Consider the following 16,895-nt stretch of genomic DNA (forward strand, 5'->3'; position numbering starts at 1 on the left):
CGTGGGGGCGTGGGTGGTGCGGGGGTCATGGGGCCGGCTCGCTCAGTGCGCGGTCCAGCGGGACGTCGGAGGTCGTCACGACCGACGGCAGATCGAGGTCGGCCGGGGTGGGCATGAGGCTCCCGGCCAGCTGCACGGCCGCGGCCCCGTGGGCGACCGCCGAGGCGAGCGCTTCCGGGCCCCGCCCGCCCGCCGCGAGGAAGCCGGCCAGCGAGGCGTCCCCGGCGCCGACATTGCTCCGTACGGTCGCCACCGGGGCGGTCGCGAAGCAGGCGCCCGACGCCTCGACCAGCAGCTGTCCGTCCGCGCCCAGACTCGCCAGCACCGACCGGGCGCCGCGCTCTCGCAGCTCCTCAGCGGCCTTGAGCGCGTCGCCCACCGTGGCCAGCGGACGGCCGACGGCCTCGGCCAGCTCCTGGGCGTTGGGCTTGATCACGTCGGGCCCTTCGGCGAGGGCGGCGGTGAGAGCGGCACCCGAGGTGTCCAGCGCGATCCGGGCACCGGCGCGGTGACTCCGCTCGACCAGCTCCGCGTACCACCGTGGCGGCAGTCCGCGCGGCAGGCTCCCGCAGCAGGCGATCCAGTCGGCCGCGGACGCGTGGACCCGTACCGCTTCGAGGACGGCCTCCGCCTCGGCCGGACTCAGGTCGGGGCCCGCCGCGTTGACCTTGGTCAGGGTGCCGTCGGGTTCGACGAGGGTGACGTTGATCCGGGTGTTCCCGGCGATCGGCACCCCGGCCGCCTCGATGCCCAGATCGCCGAGGAGCCGGGTGAGCAGGGCGCCCTCCGGGCCGCCCATCGGGGCGACGGCGACGGTGCGGTGCCCGGCCGCCGCGACCGCGCGGGAGACGTTGACGCCCTTGCCGCCCGGGTCGACGCGGTCCGCCGTGGCGCGCAGGACGGTGCCTCGGGTCAGCCCGGGCAGCTCGTAGGTGCGGTCCAGGCTGGGGTTGGGGGTGACGGTGAGGATCATGCGCGGACTACTTCCGTGCCCCGGCTCTCGATGGAGCGGGCGTCGTCGGGGCTGAGGCCCGTGTCGGTGATGAGCAGGTCCACATCGGTGAGGTCGCCGAAGCGGGCGAAGTGCTCCTGCCCGAACTTGCCGGAGTCGGCGAGCAGGACGACCCGGCGGGCCGCCTTGATCACGGCCCGCTTGACCGCGGCCTCGGCGAGGTCGGGCGTGGTCAGACCGCGGTCGGGACAGAAGCCGTTGGTGGCGAGGAAGACCACGTCGGCGTTGATCTCCGCGTACGAACCCAGGGCCCAGGCGTCGACCGCCGCGCGCGTACGGTGCCGGACCCGGCCGCCCACCAGATGCAGCGCGATGCCCGGGTGGTCGGCGAGCCGGGCGGCCACCGGCAGCGCATGGGTCACGACGGTCAGCGCGGCGTCGACCGGCACAGCGGCGGCGAGCCGCGCGGTGGTGGTCCCGGCGTCGACGATCACATTGCCGTCGGCGGGCAGTTCGGCGAGGGCGGCCTGCGCGATGCGGTCCTTCTCGTCGGCGGAGAGGGCGTCGCGCTCGGCGAGGTCGGGTTCGAAGTCCAGCCGCCCCACCGGGATCGCCCCGCCGTGCACCCGGCGCAGCAGCCCCGCCCGGTCCAGGGCCTTGAGGTCCCGCCGGACGGTCTCGGCCGTCACCTGGAACTCCTCGGCCAGGGACAGCACGTCGACCCGGCCGCTCTCCTGGGCGAGACGGAGGATCTCCTGCTGACGCTCCGGTGCGTACATGTGGTTTCGTTTCCGTTTCATGCCCGAGTCTGTGGTTTCGCGCTCAGGTTACGTCCGGGGTGCGGGAATGGAAACACATTCGGGCGACGTGTGGGCATGAGCGGACGCGGCAGGATCCTGCCGGGGGTGTGGGCGCACGAGCGGGCGGGGCGCACCGTCCACCGGTGCGCCCCGCCCGACGGTCCGGTCAGCGCGTGCCGGGCGCGTCCTCGCTCAGGGGACGGGCCAGCAGGGGAGCGCCGGGGACCTGGTGGCCGCCGCTGGCGAGCATGCGGACCTCACCCCGGTCGCTGATCTCGGCGCGGACGATCCCCGTCTCGTCCTCGTAAACCGGGAACCCGCCGGCCCCCAGCCGGTCGGTCAGCCGGACGGAGACCACGTCGTCCGCGGCGCCGGACATCTGGAAGATCAGCTCGTAACGCTCGGTGTGCACCATCTGATTCATGACGGCCTCCCGGCCGTGCGCGGAGAATACGGCCCTGCCGCCATTGTTTCGCACCCCGGCGCGCCCCGCCCGGGGAGCGACGGCCAACGGGCGGAGCCGCCCGGTCGATCGGGTGACTCCGCCCGGTAGGACAACATGACGGAAGGCCCGGAGGGCTAGGCATGCGTGCATGAGACTTGAGCCTCGACGAATGAACAGTGCCTCCCCCCGTTCCCGCACTCTCAAGGCGGTCGGCGCCCTCTCCCTGGCCGCGGCCACGGCCCTCCTGATGACCGGATGCGGTCAGAGCTCGGACGGCGCGAGCAGCGCGGCCACCTCCGAGGCGGCCAAGGTCGTTCCGCAGAAGCAGACGACGTCACCGTCGGCCACCGCCCAGCTGACCGAGGACCAGCAGGAACGCAAGAAGGTGCTCGACGCCACGAAGGTCACCTTCGACGACGCGGCCACCACCGCCACCGGCGAGGTCGCCGGGAGCAAGCTCGTCGATCTGGACCTGGAGGGCGTGGACGACGACGACAACCAGAGCCCCAGCCCGACCGCGACCGGCAGCCCCACGGGATCGCCCAGCCCGACCGGCTCCCCGAGCCCGACCGGAACCGGCAGCCCGAGCGCGAGCCCCGGCGCCGACGGTCCGGTCTGGGCCGCGGAGGTCGCGGAGAAGGACGGCACGATCCACACCGTCCGCATCAACGCGGTCGACGGCAAGGTGATCGAGGCCCGTGTCGACGCGGACCAGGACGCGGACGACAAGAAGCAGACGGCCGACTGGCTGGCCCAGGCCACCCAGACGCCGCAGCAGGCGGCCAAGGTCGCCACCGAGAAGAAGAAGGGGACGGTCACCTCCGTCAGCCTGGACGACAACGACGGCAAGGGCGTCATCTGGCAGGTCGACGTGGTCGGTTCCGACTGGAAGAAGACGACCTTCGACGTGGACGCCAAGAACGACACCATCGTCCGCGAGGAGACCGACGAGGACTGACCGCCTCACCACCCGACCCGCGAAGGGGTACGCCGGACACCCGGCGTACCCCTTCTTCCTGTACGCGCCGCTCCACCGACTCGTCCTGGAAGTTTGCCGGAATGGCAACGCCGATCGCGTGGGACGGGCACCACGCCGCATGATCGTCGGGTACCCGCGTCCGTCCCCGAGCCGAGGAGAAACGCCCATGCAGCCCGGACCTTCCGCCGCACCGCGTCACCGCACCGTCGAAGCCCCGGCCGGACGCCTGCACCTGGTCGAGCAGGGTTCCGGCCCCCTGGTCCTGCTGGTGCACGGCTTTCCCGAGTCCTGGTACTCCTGGCGGCACCAGCTCCCGGTGCTCGCCTCGGCCGGCTACCGGGCGGTGGCGATCGACGTGCGCGGCTACGGCCGCTCCTCCAAGCCGGCCGAGACCGACGCCTATCGGATGCTGGACCTCGTCGCGGACAACGTCGCCGTCGTGCGCGCCCTCGGCGAGGAGAGCGCGGTGATCGTCGGCCACGACTGGGGCTCCAACATCGCCTCCGCCTCCGCCCTGCTCCACCCCGAGGTCTTCACCGCAGTGGCCCTGCTGAGCGTCCCCTACGCGCCGCCCGGAGGCCCCCGCCCCACCGATGTCTTCGGCCGGATCGGCGGTCCCGAGCAGGAGTTCTACGTCTCCTACTTCCAGGAGCCCGGCCGCGCCGAGGCGGAGATCGAGCCCGACGTCCGGGGCTGGCTCGCCGGCTTCTACGCCGCCCTGTCCGCAGACACCATGCCCGCCCGCGACGAGCCCGCCCCGCACTTCGTCGCCCGTGGCGGCGGCCGGCTGCGCGACCGCTTCCCCACGGAGGTGCTTCCGGCCTGGCTGAGCGAGGACGACCTCGACGTCTACGCCGGGGAGTTCGAGCGCACGGGAATCACCGGAGCGCTGAACCGCTACCGCGCCATGGACCGGGACTGGGAAGACCTCGCCCCGTACCGCGGAGCCCCGGTCGAGCAGCCTTCCCTGTTCATCGGCGGCGCCCTGGACGCCTCCACCACCTGGATGTCCGACGCCATCGACGCCTACCCCACCACCCTGCCCGGCCTCGCGGCCTCCCACCTCCTGGACGGCTGCGGCCACTGGATCCAGCAGGAGCGCCCCGACGAGGTCAACCGCCTGCTGACCGACTGGCTCGCGACCCTCCAGGGCTGAACCGGGCGGGCTGCCGGAGCACGGTGACCTGTTCAGGCCCCCGGATGTGAACACGTCGGCAGCTGATCGAAGGGATACGGTGGCGAACCCGGGCGGGCACGCCGTGGGGATCACCGGCTACCAGATACGGCAAGCCGGCCGTGCGCCACGAGGCGACAGTGCTGGTCGCGGCCATCAACGAGTGGCTGTGACCAGCTCCACGACAGGCTCCGTGGCATCAGCGCCAGACGGGCGAACGCGTGTTCCGGAGTAGGGGCATCATAGGGCGATGAGCGAGAATCGAACCCCGACAGCGGTGCTGCTGCACGGCTGGCCGGTCACGTCCGACCACTGGCGGTACCTCATTCCGGCACTCGATGCCGCCGGTATCACCGCAGTCCAGGTCACGCTTCCCGGGCTGGGCACCGCTCCCGACTCCGACGTGACCGACTTCCGCAAGACGGCACTCGCCGACGGTGTCCGGGCACGGCTGGCACAGGAGGGCGTCACACGCTTCGCCGTCATCGGTCACGACTGGGGTGCGACGGTCGGATACCTCATCGCGGCCCAAGCGCCGGAATCGGTCAGTGGACTCGTGGTAGAGGAAGAGATTCTTCCCGGTGTCGATGCCGAGATTCCCGAAGCCGGCCGGGACCACTATCCATCCTGGCACGGCCCGTTCAACCGTACGCCCGGCCTCGCGGAGCAGCTCGTGCCCGGCCGGGAAGCGGCTTACTACGGCACGTTTCTGGAACAGAGCGCCGGACCGAACGGCCTCGACCCAGACACCCTTCCGGCCTACATCAAGGCGTACAGCACTCCAGGTGTGCTGAACGCCGGGCTGGCCTACTACCGCACCAGGTCAGAAGATGTCGATGACATTCAAGCCCATGCCGCCCAGCCGATTCAAACGCCTGTCCTGGCGATCGGAGGCAGACACGCGATGGGGACTGCAGTCGCGGGTGGAATGGCCACCCTTGCCACCGATGTCACCCCACTCGTCTTCGAGCAATCCGGCCACTACCCCGCAGAGCAGGAGCCGGACAGCGTGAACCTCGCGATCGTGCAGTTCCTTCAACGACACTCCTGACCCTCGATACCGTGCTCCAAGAAGCGGATCTTGTTGTCCTCCTCCTGGCCGCGCAGGAGTGGGCGTCCGGCTCTTCTGCGGTGCGGGCCGATCAGCCCGATCCCCAGGTAGGCGCCGTCCGCGATGACCGTCGTCCCGGCCGCGATGGCGGGCAGGTCCGATTCGCGCCGGGCATGGGCGTCGGCCTTGTTCCCAGGAAGGGGGCGGGCCGAGGCGATCACCAGGCGGCTGTCCGCATCGATGACGACCCGCACGTTCGCCGAGACTGGACGTTCTGCAACAACCTTTAGTACGCGCCGCCCGGCTTCCGGCGGTCGAGCAGTCGGCAGACGAAGTCCTCCTGGAGCTTGCGGAGGGTGGCCAGCAGCCGCGGGTTCGTCGAACTGTTCACCTGGGAGGTGAGGGAGACGGTCAGGGACCGCTTGCCGTCCTTGGTCGCCGCGGCCAGCTGGGTGTAGCCGGGGAAGTTGCCGGTGTGGCCGTACACGGTGCCGCAGCGCGTCGCGTACGAGAAGACGGCGAGACCGGCCTTGTTACGCCCGGGACCGGCGGGTTCGGAGCTGCCCGCCACGAACGACAACTGCTGTTTGCGGACCGCCGGGCCGAGCCCCAGCCCGCCGGCGTAACCGCGGATGAAGGCTCCCAGGTCCCTGGGCGTGGAGACGATACCGCCCGACGCCCACACGCCCGAAGCGCTGAGCACCGTGCTGACGTCCTCCGGCGCGCCCGGCTCGTCCACCGCGTAGCCGTGCAGATAGGGCGTGGGCAGCCGGTAGCCCTGCGGGAGGCTGGTGTCGCGCAGGCCGAGCGGCCGGTAGACGAGTTCGGCGAGGAGCTTCTCGTACCGCTGCCCCGTCACCGCCTCGGCCATCAGCGCCACGGCGATGTTGTCGGAGTTGGAGTAGCGGTATGCGGACCCGGGCCGGAAGCGCAGCGGGTCCCCGGCGACGTAGTCCAGCAGCCGGCGGGAGTCGAAGTGCCTGCGGGGATCGGCCGTCAGTTCGGCGATGAACCGCGGGTCCTCGGTGTAGTCGGGCAGCCCACTGGTGTGGTTGAGGAGCTGGCGGAGCGTCACCCGGTGCCAGGCGGCGGGCAGCTTGGGCAGCCGTCGGCCGATGGTGTCGTCGAGACGGAGCGCGCCCCGCTCGGTGAGTTGCAGGGCGACCGAGCCGCTGAAGGCCTTGGCGGTGCTGGCGACCCGCATGTGGTCGGTCGTCTGGGGTGGACGCCCGGTGCCTAGCTGCGACGTACCCGCCCGGTACACCTCGCTCCGGCCGTCGGCCGTGAGGACGGCGATGGCCCCGGGCGGGCCGCCCGGGGTGTCCACGAGCGCCTGAAGCCCGCGCCGCAACGCGGGGTCGGCCGGACCGTGCGCGCCGCCGCCACCGTCCGGGCCCCTGTCACCGCCCGCGTGGGCCGGGCCGCTCATCACCCCGGCGAGGGAGGCGGCGGCAAGGGCGGCGACGACGGCGATCCGACGCCGGGGCCGAGGGCGGGGGAGCGGGGCGTTCGGATGGGAACGTGCGGGCACGAGGGCCTCCTGAAGGCGGTGGGCGAAGGGCGGGGCGGAGATCTGCGGTCCGCTCCCGCGAGCCCCAGCATCGGGCGGCCGGACGGTGCTTGCCCCCGAGGTGGACCATCCGGGCGACCACCGCCACACCCCCGGCGTCAGGCCGCCCGCCCGGCGTCGCCCGCTCTTCCCTCGCTCCTGGCCCGCGGCGGTCAGTGGGCCGGGGGAGCACCCCCGCTCAGATCCAGGACGTACCGCCGCCCGGAGCGGTCGCCGAACATGACGTCCTCCAGCGGCTCGAACCCCGTACGCGCCAGGACCGCGCGGGAGCCCGTGTTGTCCAGCGTCGTCTCGGCGCGCAGCGAGGTGAGCCCGTACTCCTCGACCGCCAGCACACAGATCCGCTGGACCGCCCAGGTGGCCAGCCCCTGGCCCGCGGCCTTCTCCGCTATCCGGTAGCCCAGCTCGGCCGAACCGTCCCGCACCTCGACGAGGTTGATCCTGCCGAGGACACCGCCGTCGCCGTCCACGATGAGATGGAGGTGGTGCAGCCCCGCGTCCTGCTCGGCGAGCAGGACGCGATGGCGTTCGGCGAACTCGGCGAAGTAGGCGTCGCCCCGGTCGGTGATGGACGCGGCGAAATAGGTCCGGTTCTCCCGCTCGAAGGCGAGCAGAGCCTCGGCATGGTCGGGGCGGAGTCGGCTGATCGACGTCATACCCGGATGCTAAGCCCACGCTTCCCGGGGGTGTCTCCTCGATTCACGGCCCAGGTCCTTACGGACGGGAACGGTCGGACAGGCGCTAGCCGGGGTGCCCGCGCTCCAGCGCGAGGGCCAGGCCGCGTTCGGCGTCGTCGGCCGAGGCGCGCCGGTAGGCCCGCTCGTACGCCGAGTCGCCCGCGGCCTGCCGGGCCCTCAGCTCCCACTGCTCGCGGATCGCCCCGAGCTCCGGGGTGCCCCGGTGCGGGTGGCCGATCATGCGCCAGTAGGCGTGCCCCGTACCGGATGCCCGGGCCGCGGCCACCCCGTTCCCCTGGGCGGCGATGGCCCCGGCGAGCAGGTCGAGGCCGAGCGCTATGCCGAGGCTGTCGTGGAGCTCGTGCTTGCTCGCGAGCATCGCGCGGGCGTGGCTCTCCGCATGACGGGGGCGGCCCTGGAGAAGGTGTATGAGGGCCAGTTGATGATCGGCGTACGCCCGCGCCCAGTGCTCGCCGAACCGCAGACTGATCCGCTGGAGCCGCATGGCCTCCTCGTACGCCTCGTCGAGCCGGCCGAGCGCCGACAGGGCGAACAGGCGTATCACCCGGCAGCGCAGCTGCGAGGGGGTGTCCGCCGGGTCCCCCGGGTGGTCCTCCAGCGCGCGGTCGCTGACGGAGTACGCCGTGTGCGGCCGGCCCATCATCAGATACGTGAAGCTCACGGAGTGGGCCGCGAGGAGCACCGACTCCGGTGCCTCTTCGCGGCGGGCCGCCTGCTCGCACTCCTCGCCGGTGCGGCGCGCCGCCTCGTGGTCGCCCTGGAGCGTCAGCGTGATCCCCAGGGCCCAGAGCGCCCGGGTGCGGTGCGGACCGGCGGAGAGCGGCAGGGCGAGCACCCGTTCCAGGTACGTACGGGCCTGGTGCAGATGGCCGCAGCAGCTCCAGAAGAGACCGGCGCACCCGGCCATCTCCATCGCCATCTCCGGGTCCTCGGCCAGCAGATGGTCCAGGGCCGCGCACAGATCCGCGTGGGTGTCGGCGATCCGGTGGTACCAGAGGACCTGCGAAGGACCGAGCCACCCCGCGTACGCCTGGACGGCCACATGGGCGAAGTGCCGGGCGTGCCGGTCGGTCAGGAGCGCGTCCTCCGCCAGCTCGGCCAGCCACATCGCCCCGTACTCGCGCAACGTGTCCAGCATCCGGTAGCCGTCCCCGGTCCGCCGGAGCACGGACTGGTCGGCCAGGCGTTCCAGAGCGGGCGCGACGGCCTCGGCGTCCAGCGGCCCGCCCGCGCACACCGCCTCCGCGTCCGACGTCGTGATGACGCCCCGGAAGACGGAGAGCCGCGCCCACAGCAGCCGCTCCAGAGGGGCGCAGAGCTCGTGGCTCCAGCCGATGGTGGTGCGCAGGGCCCGGTGGCGGCGCGGCCAGACCGTGTCGTCGGTCAGGTCCTCCGCCCGGGAGGCCAGCCGCCCGGTGATCTCCTGCGCGGTGCTCTCGCGGAGCTGGGCACAGGCCAGTTCGACGGCGAGCGGTATGCCGTCGAGGCGGCGGCAGATCTCGGCGACGGCGGCCGCGCTCGCGGGATCGTCGAGCGAGAGTCCCGGGGCGACGGCTGCCGCGCGCTCGTGGAAGAGCCGGACGGCCTCGTCGCCGTCGTCGCCCGCGGACAGCGGGGGCACCTCGACGGACCTCTCGCCCGCCGAACCCAACGGCTCCCGGCTGGTGGCCAGGACCGTCAGCCCCGGGGCCGCGGCGAGCAGTTCGGTGACGAGCCGGCCGCAGGGGCCGACGATCCGCTCGCAGCAGTCGAGGACGAGGAGCAGCTTCTTTCCGGACAGCCATTCAGCGAGCGCGGCCACCGGCCGGCGCGGACTGTGGTCGAGGAGCCCGACGCCGTCGCAGACCGTCGTGGCGAGCAGCTGGTCGTCGTGGAGATGGGACAGGTCGGCCCACCAGACGCCGTCGGCGTACCGGTCCCGGGCACGCTCGGCGGTGCGCAGGGCCAGTCGGCTCTTGCCGACCCCGCCGCTGCCGGTGAGCGTGACCAGCCGATGATCTCGAAGTGCCCGTTCGATGCTGACCAGTTCGCTGGTGCGGCCCACGAAACTGGTCGTCACGACGGGAAGGTTGCCCATCACGGGGACATCCTGCCTCGCCAGGGCCCACCGCCTCCGTTCATAGCGAAAAGCAGTCAGAAACGGCCGACAATGCATCTCTTCCGATCGACGAGTGACATCGGTCGAAAGGTGTGGCGGTGACTCCGTTGTTGTGGCGGCCTCACGCGTCGAGAACGGCCGCCAGTGAATCGAGGGCTCCCAGGGGATCGGGGCCGACCGGAGCCAGGACGGTGTCGGTGACCCCCGCCGCCCGCAGCCCGTCGAGACGAGCCCGGGCCTCCGCCGGAGTCCCGGCCACGGCGAGGTGGGTGACCCACCCGTCGGGCATGCGCGCCACGAACTCCTCGCGGCTCGCGCACGCGGCCCGCAGCGCGACCAGTTCGTCGGCGAAGGGGAGCGGCGCGATGTGGGCGTGCCAGTCGGGCTCGCCGATCCACTCCAGGCCGGGGCGGGCGGCGGCCAGCGCGGTGACCGGATCGGCGTCGACGGAGGCGATGTTGTACGCGACGAGCCGGTGGGGGCGTTCGGCGGCGATGTGCCCGAGCGCCGCCCGCGCGTACTCGGGGGCGACGGGCTCCGCGAGGACCGTTCCGTCCGCCACCTCGCCGGAGAGCGCCAGGGACTTGGAACCCCGTACGCCCGCCAGGATGTCGGGCACGACGTCGGGCAGCGCGCTGCGGTCGAGCCGTACGCCGTCGAGGTGCACGTACTCCCCGCGACGCTGCACCGGTTCGCCGAGCAGCAGCGCCCGCAGGGCGTCGACGTACTCGCGAAGAAGGGTGAGCGGGCTGCGGGGCCACTGGCCGACGCTGCGCATCCAGTGGGGCATGCCGTGTCCCACGGTTACGTCGATCCGGCCGGGGAAGAGCTGCGCCAGCGACGCGATCTCCAGCGCGGCGAACGCCACGTTGCGGGCGCCGGCCGGCAGCAGTCCGATGCCGACCCGGATCCGCTCGGTGGAGGCCAGCACGGCGGCCGCCTGGGCGATGCCACCGCGGAAGCCGAGGTCCTCGACCACCCAGACGGCGTCGAACCCCAGCTCCTCGGCCCGTCGCGCGTACGGCAGGACGCGGTCGGCGGGCAGGTCGCGCGGCAGCAGGACGCCCACGGTCCGGTCGGCGGCGGGGGAACGCACAGGTGCTCTCCTTCGGTCGTCGGCCGGGCGGGGGCGAGCACTCCGCCCGTCACTCCGTTCCGGCCTGCCAGGACAGACAAGCAGACGGCGAGGCGCCGAGGGCCTGTGGGGCGGGGGACGGCGGCGGAGGGGCGCTGTCAGACCCCTGCGCTACGTTGCTGGCATGACGCAATTCGTACTCGTGGCAGGGGCTTGGCTCGGTTCGTGGGCGTGGCGCGACGTGGAGCCCGACCTGCGCGCGGCCGGTCACGGGGTCCACCCGCTGACCCTGTCGGGGCTCGCCGAAAAGCAGGGTCCGTCGGCGGGGCTGGAGACGCATGTCCAGGACATCGTCGACGAGGTCGAGCGCCTCGGCCTGCGCGATGTGGTGCTCGTCGGCCACAGCTACGCGGGTATCCCGGTCGGGCAGGCGGCCGAGCGGATCGGCGACCGGCTCGCCCGCGTGGTCTTCGTCGACTCCAACGTCCCGGTCGACGGCGAGTCGTTCGTCTCCGGCTGGCCGGACGGCCGGGCCGGTGTGGAGGCCGCCATCGCCGCCAACGGGGGCTTCTGGCCGTCGCCGACCGCCGCCGACTGCGGGGACCAGGGACTCACCGACGAGCAGATCACCCGGTTCATCGGCGGCGCGACACCCCACCCCGGCGCCACGCTCACCGACCCCGCCGTCCTGGCGGGCCCGTTGGGGCTGCTGCCCGCGACGTACGTCAAGTGCCTGCTCGACTGGCCCGAGCCGAGCCCCGAGGTGGCCGAGCTGCTGACGGGCGAGCGCTGGCGGCTGGTCACGATGGACACCGGCCACTGGCCGATGTTCTCGCAGCCGCGCGAGCTGGCCCGGATCCTGCTCGACGCGGCGGGAACGGACGGGTGACGATGGAGAGCTCACCGGAAGAAGCGGCCACGGAGCACCCGGAGATCACTTACATCGGTTGCGCGCGGTGCGGCACCCTCATCGCGGGTCTCGACGGGCGGTACGCCTGCTCGGGCTGCGGCTGGGTCAACGAGTGGACCGAGGGCCACCGCCCCCTGCCCGAGGCCCGCCGCCGCACCTGAGCCCCGCCCGCCGACACCCCGACCGCCGCCGACCGCCGCCGCCACGGCCCTAAGGCGCCCCGGCCCGACGACCTGCGGCCGCTCGGTCGCGGAGGAGACCTCGCCATGCCCCAGTCCCACTCGCACGACGCCGACCCGGTCCGAGCCTCCCTGGCCGAGATCGCCGCCCTGCTCGCCCCGGCGCACCCCGGCGTGGCCGAGGAGGTCCTCCGCGCCCACGACAGCCCGCACGAGTACGTGAGCGCCTTCGCGGACCGGCTGGACGACCGGGGCATCGACGAGCCGGTCGACGACCTCGCCTGGATCGCGCTCGTCGACGCGCTCGCCGCACACGGCCTGCTCGCGGAGTTCGACTGGAAGGAGGACCCGCAGGAGATCCGGGCCCAGCTGCGGAAGCTGGAATCACGGCCCTCCGTGGACCCGTGGGCGCTCTTCGATGCCGACGGGACCACCCTCTCGACCGACGAGTTCCTGGACGCCTGCGGCCGCAGCTACCGCCAGATCGGTGCGGCTCTGGCCGTCCTCGACATCGACTCCGACTGCTACCCGGTGGTCGGTCTGCGGGCGGCCCGGGCCGACGAGCTGAGCGCGCTCGCCGCCCGGGCGGGCTTTTCCGTGCACCACCTCGGCACGGACCCCGGCAGACCGTGACGGAGATCTCGCCCGCGCCCTCCGGGCCCCTACGGACCGCCGTTCCAGCAGGTGCGGCGGGGTCCGGGCCCCGGAACGGAATCGCGAGCGCCGCCGCCCACCACGTACACTCGCCCCCGCCTCCGCTGACCGGCAGAGGCATTCCGCACCCGACCGACGGGGAAATGAACCGTATGAGTTCCGCAGACAGCACCGAAGCACCGATCTACGCCGGCCTCGTCGAGGAGCAGGGCGACGTGCCCGCCGAAGTGCGCCGAGTGGCCGAGGAAGTCCTGCGCGAGGCCGACCGCGCCCTCGACTTCGGCACCGTACGAGCGGCCGCCGCAGCCCGCTAGCAGCGATCCGGACCCCCGGTCGCAGCCGCCCGAGGGCGGCCATGTCCATCACGGGACGATAAACGTCCTGCAACTATTGCCATATTCTTGCGTTCGTGACGCGATGGTTTGCTGAAGAACCGTCGCCGGTGGACGTGGGTGAGGCCGCGGTAGGCCGGGCGTCCGTACGACCGGCCCGACGCCACCGCGGCCCCCCGGCCACCCGCTGCGACCGCCTCGGCGGCCGTGCTTCGGTGAGCGGTCCACGCACCCGCGTGGAGAGCGCTCCCAGTCGGCCGTCGAGAGGCGGAAACCCGCTCGTCATGCCGCCCGCGCCGCGTCGGCGGGCGGTGCGGCCCCAGTGAAGCGCCGCCCGCCGACGACGTCGGCCCGCACGTTCCCGCCCCCGTGATCGCCCCGAGGGCCGGCCTGTGTGGCCGCCCCGGAGATACTCCGCACGCCCTCCGGCCCCGCGCCTTGCTCGCTCCCCGCCTGCCCTGGAACGGCCGTCGATCCGACCGCTTCCGTCAGTCGTCGCAGCATCCCGTCGCCCAGATCTGTCAAAGATTTACGAAACCCGCGCGACATCTTGCGGACATTCGTCGGCGGTGGTTGAGTGTGGGTCGCCGCACAGCTCGGGGCTGTCGGCTTCCCGCACTCCTGCCCTAAAGGGGTCCTCCGATGAGAAGTCCTGTTCTTCGTCGTACCTGCACCGCCGCCATCGCCACCGCACTGGCCGTCACCGGCCTGGCCGCCTGCAACTCCGAGGGCGACAGCGCGGCGGACGGCAAGACGCGCATCACGGTCAACTGCTGGCCCCAGCCGAGTGCGAAGATCGACCACAAGCGGTTCGACGAGGACGTCAAGACGTTCGAGAAGCAGAACCCCGACATCGACGTCACCGCCCACGACGCCTTCCCGTGCCAGGACCCCAAGACCTTCGACGCGAAGCTCGCCGGCGGTCAGATGGAGGACGTCTTCTACACGTACTTCACCGACACGGAGCGCGTCGTCTCCATCAACCAGGCCGCGGACATCACCGAGTACGTCAAGGACCTCAAGGCGTACAAGGACATAGCCCAGCCCCTGCGCGACGCCTACACCGTCGACGGCAAGATCTACGGCATCCCGCGCACCAACTACTCCATGGGCCTGCTCTACAGCAAGCCGCTCTTCACCAAGGCGGGACTCGACCCCAGCAAGCCGCCCACCACCTGGGCAGAGGTCCAGACCGCTGCCAAGAAGATCGCCGCGCTCGGCAACGGGACCGTGGGCTTCGCCGAGTACAGCGCGCAGAACCAGGGCGGCTGGCACTTCACCGCCTCGATCTACTCCCAGGGCGGCGCCGTCGTCAGCGAGGACGGCAAGAAGGCCACCGTCGACACCTCCGAGGGCAAGGCCGTCCTGCAGAACCTCAAGGACATGCGCTGGCGCGACAACTCCATGGGCGCCAAGCAGCTCCTCATCATCAACGACACCCTCCAGATGATGGGCTCCGGCAAGCTCGGCATGTACCTCGCCGCCCCCGACAACGTCCCGCGCATCGTCAAGGAGGCCGGCGGAAAGTACGAGGACCTCGCCTTCGCCCCGATGCCCGGCGGCAAGGGCACACTCATGGGCGGCGACGGCTACATGTTCAACAAGAAGGCCACCCCCGAGCAGATCAAGGCCGGCCTCAAGTGGCTGGAGTGGACCTTCCTCACCCCGGGCCAGGGCTATATGAACAACTACGCCCGCGCGGCCTCGGACAAGTCCCCGGTCGGCCTGCCCGAGCCGCGGCTGTTCACCGGCGCCACCGACGCCAAGGACCAGGAGCTGAAGAAGGCCTCCGCCAACGTCCCGGTCGAGAACTACCAGGCCTTCATCGACGGCGGCCAGCAGCTCGACATGAAGCTGGAGCCCAAGCACGGCCAGCAGATCTACGCGGTCCTCGACGGCGCCGTCTCGGCCGTCCTGACGAAGAAGGACGCCGACATCGGCGCCCTGCTCAAGGACGCCCAGTCCAAGATCGACGGAATCCTGGCCCGAGGCTGAACGCCATGAAGACCACCTCCCACCCCGCAGCGCCCGCGAGGGGGCGGTCCGCCGGTGCGTCGCCTCCCCCGGGGGACGCGCGCCCGGCGGACCGCGGGCCCGGGCTGCCGCTGCGCAGGAAGATCGCCGACCAGGCCACCGCGTACGGATTCCTGATCGGCGGGCTGCTCTGCTTCATCCTGTTCTCGTGGTACCCGGCGATCCGGTCGGTGATCATCGCGTTCCAGAAGTACACCCCCGGCTCCGACCCAAAGTGGGTGGGCACCGCGAACTTCACCCGGGTCTTTCAGGACCCGGAGTTCACGGCAGCCTGGCGCAACACGCTCACCTTCACCGTGCTCGCCCTGGTCATCGGGTTCGCCATTCCGTTCGTCATGGCCCTCGTCCTCAACGAACTCCGGCACGCCAAGGCGTTCTTCAGGGTCGTCGTCTACCTCCCCGTGATGATCCCGCCGGTCGTCAGCGCCCTGCTCTGGAAGTGGTTCTACGATCCGGGCGCGGGCCTGGCCAACGAGATGCTCGGCTTCCTCCACCTGCCGACGTCGAACTGGACCAACGGCGCCGACACCGCGCTCGTCTCGCTGGTCATCGTCGCCACCTGGGCCAACATGGGCGGCACCGTCCTCATCTACCTCGCCGCCCTGCAGGGCATACCCGGCGAGCTGTACGAGGCGGCCGAGCTCGACGGCGCGTCCGTCTGGCAGCGCGTCCGGCACGTCACGATCCCGCAGACCCGCTTCATCATCCTGATGCTGATGCTCCTTCAGGTCATCGCGACGATGCAGGTGTTCACCGAACCCTTCGTCATCACCGGCGGCGGCCCGGAGAACTCCACCGTCACCGTGCTCTACCTGATCTACAAGTACGCCTTCCTCTACAACGACTTCGGCGGCGCGTCCGCCCTCAGCGTGATGCTCCTCCTGGTGCTCAGCGCGTTCTCCGCCCTGTATCTGCGACTCACCCGCACCGACTGAGAGGAGCGTCGCCCGCCATGACACAGACAGCTCCGCCCCCGGTGGCCAAGCCGTCCGCCGTCCGCGCCAAGCGCTCCGGCGAGACCCCGGCCGCCCGCTCGGTACGCACCGTCATCTCGCCGCTGGCGCTCGCCGGACGCCGCGGCAAGGTCACGTACTGGTCGGTGTTCACCCTCGTCGTCCTCCTCTTCGCGTTCGCGTTCCTTTTCCCCGTCTACTGGATGGTCACGGGCGCCATGAAACCGCCCGAGGAAGTGGTCCGCACCCCGCCCACCCTCGTCCCCGAGCAGTGGCGGCTGAGCGGCTACACCGACGCCTGGGACCTGATGCGGCTCCCGACCCACCTGTGGAACACGGTCGTCCAGGCGACCGGCGCCTGGGTGCTGCAGATCGTCTTCTGCACCGCCGCCGCCTACGCCCTGTCCAAGCTCAAGCCGGCCTTCGGCAACGTGATCCTCGGCGGCATCCTCGCCACCCTCATGGTCCCGGTGCAGGCCCTCGTCGTACCGAAGTACCTCACCATCGCCGACATGCCGCTGATCCACGTCAACCTGCTGAACGACCCACTGGCCATCTGGCTGCCGGCCGTCGCCAACGCCTTCAACCTCTATCTGCTCAAACGGTTCTTCGACCAGATCCCGCGCGACGTCCTGGAGGCCGCCGAGATCGACGGGGCGGGCAAGCTGCGCACCCTCTGGTCCATCGTCCTGCCCCTGTCGAGGCCCGTCCTCGGCGTCGTGTCGATCTTCGCGCTGGTCGCCGTCTGGCAGGACTTCCTCTGGCCGCTGATGGTCTTCTCCGACACCGAGAAGCAGCCGATCAGCGTCGCCCTCGTGCAGCTCTCGCAGAACGTCCCGCTGACCGTGCTGATCGGGGCCATGGTCATCGCGAGCATCCCGATGGTCCTGATGTTCCTGGTCTTCCAACGGCACATCATCGCCGGAATCAGCGCGGGCAGCACGAAGGGCTGACCCCCCGCCGCCCCCCGGTGGCGCAGCCACCCAGGACC

General features: G+C 71.6%; 17 protein-coding genes and 1 pseudogene. 10 read left to right on the forward strand and 8 right to left on the reverse strand.

Features of this window, described 5'->3' with window-relative positions; genetic code table 11:
* Nucleotides 1-25 precede the first annotated feature (25 nt).
* From pfkB to D3105_RS29580, 3 genes are all read right to left on the reverse strand, one after another.
* Entirely contained in the window at nucleotides 26-973 is a 948-nt protein-coding gene (gene pfkB / locus D3105_RS29570) for a 1-phosphofructokinase (protein ID WP_118906001.1), read from the reverse strand.
* Nucleotides 970-1,731: a DeoR/GlpR family DNA-binding transcription regulator gene (locus tag D3105_RS29575; protein WP_030719616.1), complete on the reverse strand. Its 762-nt coding sequence runs from the start codon at nucleotides 1,729-1,731 to the stop codon at nucleotides 970-972. The genes pfkB and D3105_RS29575 overlap by 4 nt, the downstream gene beginning before the upstream one ends.
* 187 nt (nucleotides 1,732-1,918) lie before the next feature.
* Nucleotides 1,919-2,167, reverse strand: coding sequence for a DUF6296 family protein (locus tag D3105_RS29580; protein ID WP_030809386.1), 249 nt, complete (start codon nucleotides 2,165-2,167; stop codon nucleotides 1,919-1,921).
* Nucleotides 2,168-2,366: 199 nt separating this feature from the next.
* Between D3105_RS29580 and D3105_RS29585 the strand changes: the two genes are divergently transcribed.
* From D3105_RS29585 to D3105_RS29595, 3 genes are all read left to right on the forward strand, one after another.
* Nucleotides 2,367-3,155: a PepSY domain-containing protein gene (locus D3105_RS29585; protein WP_118906002.1), complete on the forward strand. Its 789-nt coding sequence runs from the start codon at nucleotides 2,367-2,369 to the stop codon at nucleotides 3,153-3,155.
* A gap of 187 nt (nucleotides 3,156-3,342) precedes the next feature.
* Nucleotides 3,343-4,332: an alpha/beta fold hydrolase gene (locus D3105_RS29590; protein ID WP_118906003.1), complete on the forward strand. Its 990-nt coding sequence runs from the start codon at nucleotides 3,343-3,345 to the stop codon at nucleotides 4,330-4,332.
* A 268-nt stretch (nucleotides 4,333-4,600) separates the two neighbouring features.
* Complete coding sequence (locus D3105_RS29595; protein ID WP_118906004.1) at nucleotides 4,601-5,401, forward strand: alpha/beta fold hydrolase; 801 nt, start codon at nucleotides 4,601-4,603, stop codon at nucleotides 5,399-5,401.
* A 32-nt stretch (nucleotides 5,402-5,433) separates the two neighbouring features.
* Here D3105_RS29595 and D3105_RS29600 read toward each other — a convergent pair.
* The 5 genes and pseudogenes from D3105_RS29600 to D3105_RS29620 all read right to left on the reverse strand — a co-directional run.
* A pseudogene (locus tag D3105_RS29600) lies at nucleotides 5,434-5,664 on the reverse strand (IS5/IS1182 family transposase); the annotation flags it as partial.
* 23 nt (nucleotides 5,665-5,687) lie between these two features.
* Nucleotides 5,688-6,830 carry a serine hydrolase domain-containing protein gene (locus D3105_RS29605; protein ID WP_118906013.1) on the reverse strand — a complete coding sequence of 381 codons (1,143 nt, stop codon included), beginning with the start codon at nucleotides 6,828-6,830 and terminating at the stop codon, nucleotides 5,688-5,690.
* Between the two features lie 293 nt (nucleotides 6,831-7,123).
* Nucleotides 7,124-7,627: a GNAT family N-acetyltransferase gene (locus D3105_RS29610; RefSeq protein ID WP_118906005.1), complete on the reverse strand. Its 504-nt coding sequence runs from the start codon at nucleotides 7,625-7,627 to the stop codon at nucleotides 7,124-7,126.
* Between the two features lie 85 nt (nucleotides 7,628-7,712).
* The gene (locus D3105_RS29615; protein ID WP_118906006.1) at nucleotides 7,713-9,746 is read right to left on the reverse strand and encodes an ATP-binding protein; all 2,034 of its coding nucleotides are present in this window, start codon (nucleotides 9,744-9,746) and stop codon (nucleotides 7,713-7,715) included.
* A gap of 142 nt (nucleotides 9,747-9,888) precedes the next feature.
* A complete protein-coding gene (locus tag D3105_RS29620; protein ID WP_118906007.1) occupies nucleotides 9,889-10,863 on the reverse strand; it encodes an LLM class flavin-dependent oxidoreductase in 975 nt (324 codons plus the stop codon).
* Nucleotides 10,864-11,026: 163 nt separating this feature from the next.
* Between D3105_RS29620 and D3105_RS29625 the strand changes: the two genes are divergently transcribed.
* The 7 genes from D3105_RS29625 to D3105_RS29655 all read left to right on the forward strand — a co-directional run bounded on the left by D3105_RS29625 (nucleotide 11,027) and on the right by D3105_RS29655 (nucleotide 16,857).
* The gene (locus D3105_RS29625; RefSeq protein WP_118906008.1) at nucleotides 11,027-11,731 is read left to right on the forward strand and encodes an alpha/beta fold hydrolase; all 705 of its coding nucleotides are present in this window, start codon (nucleotides 11,027-11,029) and stop codon (nucleotides 11,729-11,731) included.
* Nucleotides 11,732-11,733: 2 nt separating this feature from the next.
* On the forward strand, nucleotides 11,734-11,913 hold the full coding sequence (locus D3105_RS29630; RefSeq protein ID WP_118906009.1) for a hypothetical protein: 180 nt from the start codon (nucleotides 11,734-11,736) through the stop codon (nucleotides 11,911-11,913).
* 105 nt (nucleotides 11,914-12,018) lie between these two features.
* Entirely contained in the window at nucleotides 12,019-12,564 is a 546-nt protein-coding gene (locus D3105_RS29640; protein ID WP_118906010.1) for a DUF6630 family protein, read from the forward strand.
* 173 nt (nucleotides 12,565-12,737) lie between these two features.
* On the forward strand, nucleotides 12,738-12,899 hold the full coding sequence (locus D3105_RS34785; protein WP_010060665.1) for a hypothetical protein: 162 nt from the start codon (nucleotides 12,738-12,740) through the stop codon (nucleotides 12,897-12,899).
* A 660-nt stretch (nucleotides 12,900-13,559) separates the two neighbouring features.
* Nucleotides 13,560-14,912 carry an ABC transporter substrate-binding protein gene (locus D3105_RS29645; RefSeq protein WP_118906011.1) on the forward strand — a complete coding sequence of 451 codons (1,353 nt, stop codon included), beginning with the start codon at nucleotides 13,560-13,562 and terminating at the stop codon, nucleotides 14,910-14,912.
* Nucleotides 14,913-14,917: 5 nt separating this feature from the next.
* Nucleotides 14,918-15,886, forward strand: coding sequence for a carbohydrate ABC transporter permease (locus tag D3105_RS29650; protein WP_118906012.1), 969 nt, complete (start codon nucleotides 14,918-14,920; stop codon nucleotides 15,884-15,886).
* A gap of 17 nt (nucleotides 15,887-15,903) precedes the next feature.
* The gene (locus tag D3105_RS29655) at nucleotides 15,904-16,857 is read left to right on the forward strand and encodes a carbohydrate ABC transporter permease (RefSeq protein WP_206272951.1); all 954 of its coding nucleotides are present in this window, start codon (nucleotides 15,904-15,906) and stop codon (nucleotides 16,855-16,857) included.
* Nucleotides 16,858-16,895 lie beyond the last annotated feature (38 nt).

The organism is Streptomyces globisporus, assembly GCF_003501885.1.
GTDB classification, from domain to species: Bacteria; Actinomycetota; Actinomycetes; order Streptomycetales; family Streptomycetaceae; genus Streptomyces; species Streptomyces globisporus_D.

Bases quoted from the DNA above. Each gene is read 5' to 3' on its own strand.
- D3105_RS29655 (WP_206272951.1), top strand. From the start codon at position 15,904: ATGACACAGACAGCTCCGCCCCCGGTGGCCAAGCCGTCCGCCGTCCGC.
- D3105_RS29580 (WP_030809386.1), bottom strand. From the start codon at position 2,167: ATGGTGCACACCGAGCGTTACGAGCTGATCTTCCAGATGTCCGGCGCC.
- D3105_RS29645 (WP_118906011.1), top strand. From the start codon at position 13,560: ATGAGAAGTCCTGTTCTTCGTCGTACCTGCACCGCCGCCATCGCCACC.
- D3105_RS29640 (WP_118906010.1), top strand. From the start codon at position 12,019: ATGCCCCAGTCCCACTCGCACGACGCCGACCCGGTCCGAGCCTCCCTG.
- D3105_RS29585 (WP_118906002.1), top strand. From the start codon at position 2,367: ATGAACAGTGCCTCCCCCCGTTCCCGCACTCTCAAGGCGGTCGGCGCC.
- pfkB (WP_118906001.1), bottom strand. From the start codon at position 973: ATGATCCTCACCGTCACCCCCAACCCCAGCCTGGACCGCACCTACGAG.
- D3105_RS29630 (WP_118906009.1), top strand. From the start codon at position 11,734: ATGGAGAGCTCACCGGAAGAAGCGGCCACGGAGCACCCGGAGATCACT.
- D3105_RS29575 (WP_030719616.1), bottom strand. From the start codon at position 1,731: ATGTACGCACCGGAGCGTCAGCAGGAGATCCTCCGTCTCGCCCAGGAG.
- D3105_RS29590 (WP_118906003.1), top strand. From the start codon at position 3,343: ATGCAGCCCGGACCTTCCGCCGCACCGCGTCACCGCACCGTCGAAGCC.
- D3105_RS29650 (WP_118906012.1), top strand. From the start codon at position 14,918: ATGAAGACCACCTCCCACCCCGCAGCGCCCGCGAGGGGGCGGTCCGCC.
- D3105_RS29615 (WP_118906006.1), bottom strand. From the start codon at position 9,746: ATGGGCAACCTTCCCGTCGTGACGACCAGTTTCGTGGGCCGCACCAGC.
- D3105_RS29610 (WP_118906005.1), bottom strand. From the start codon at position 7,627: ATGACGTCGATCAGCCGACTCCGCCCCGACCATGCCGAGGCTCTGCTC.
- D3105_RS29595 (WP_118906004.1), top strand. From the start codon at position 4,601: ATGAGCGAGAATCGAACCCCGACAGCGGTGCTGCTGCACGGCTGGCCG.
- D3105_RS29625 (WP_118906008.1), top strand. From the start codon at position 11,027: ATGACGCAATTCGTACTCGTGGCAGGGGCTTGGCTCGGTTCGTGGGCG.
- D3105_RS29605 (WP_118906013.1), bottom strand. From the start codon at position 6,830: ATGAGCGGCCCGGCCCACGCGGGCGGTGACAGGGGCCCGGACGGTGGC.
- D3105_RS34785 (WP_010060665.1), top strand. From the start codon at position 12,738: ATGAGTTCCGCAGACAGCACCGAAGCACCGATCTACGCCGGCCTCGTC.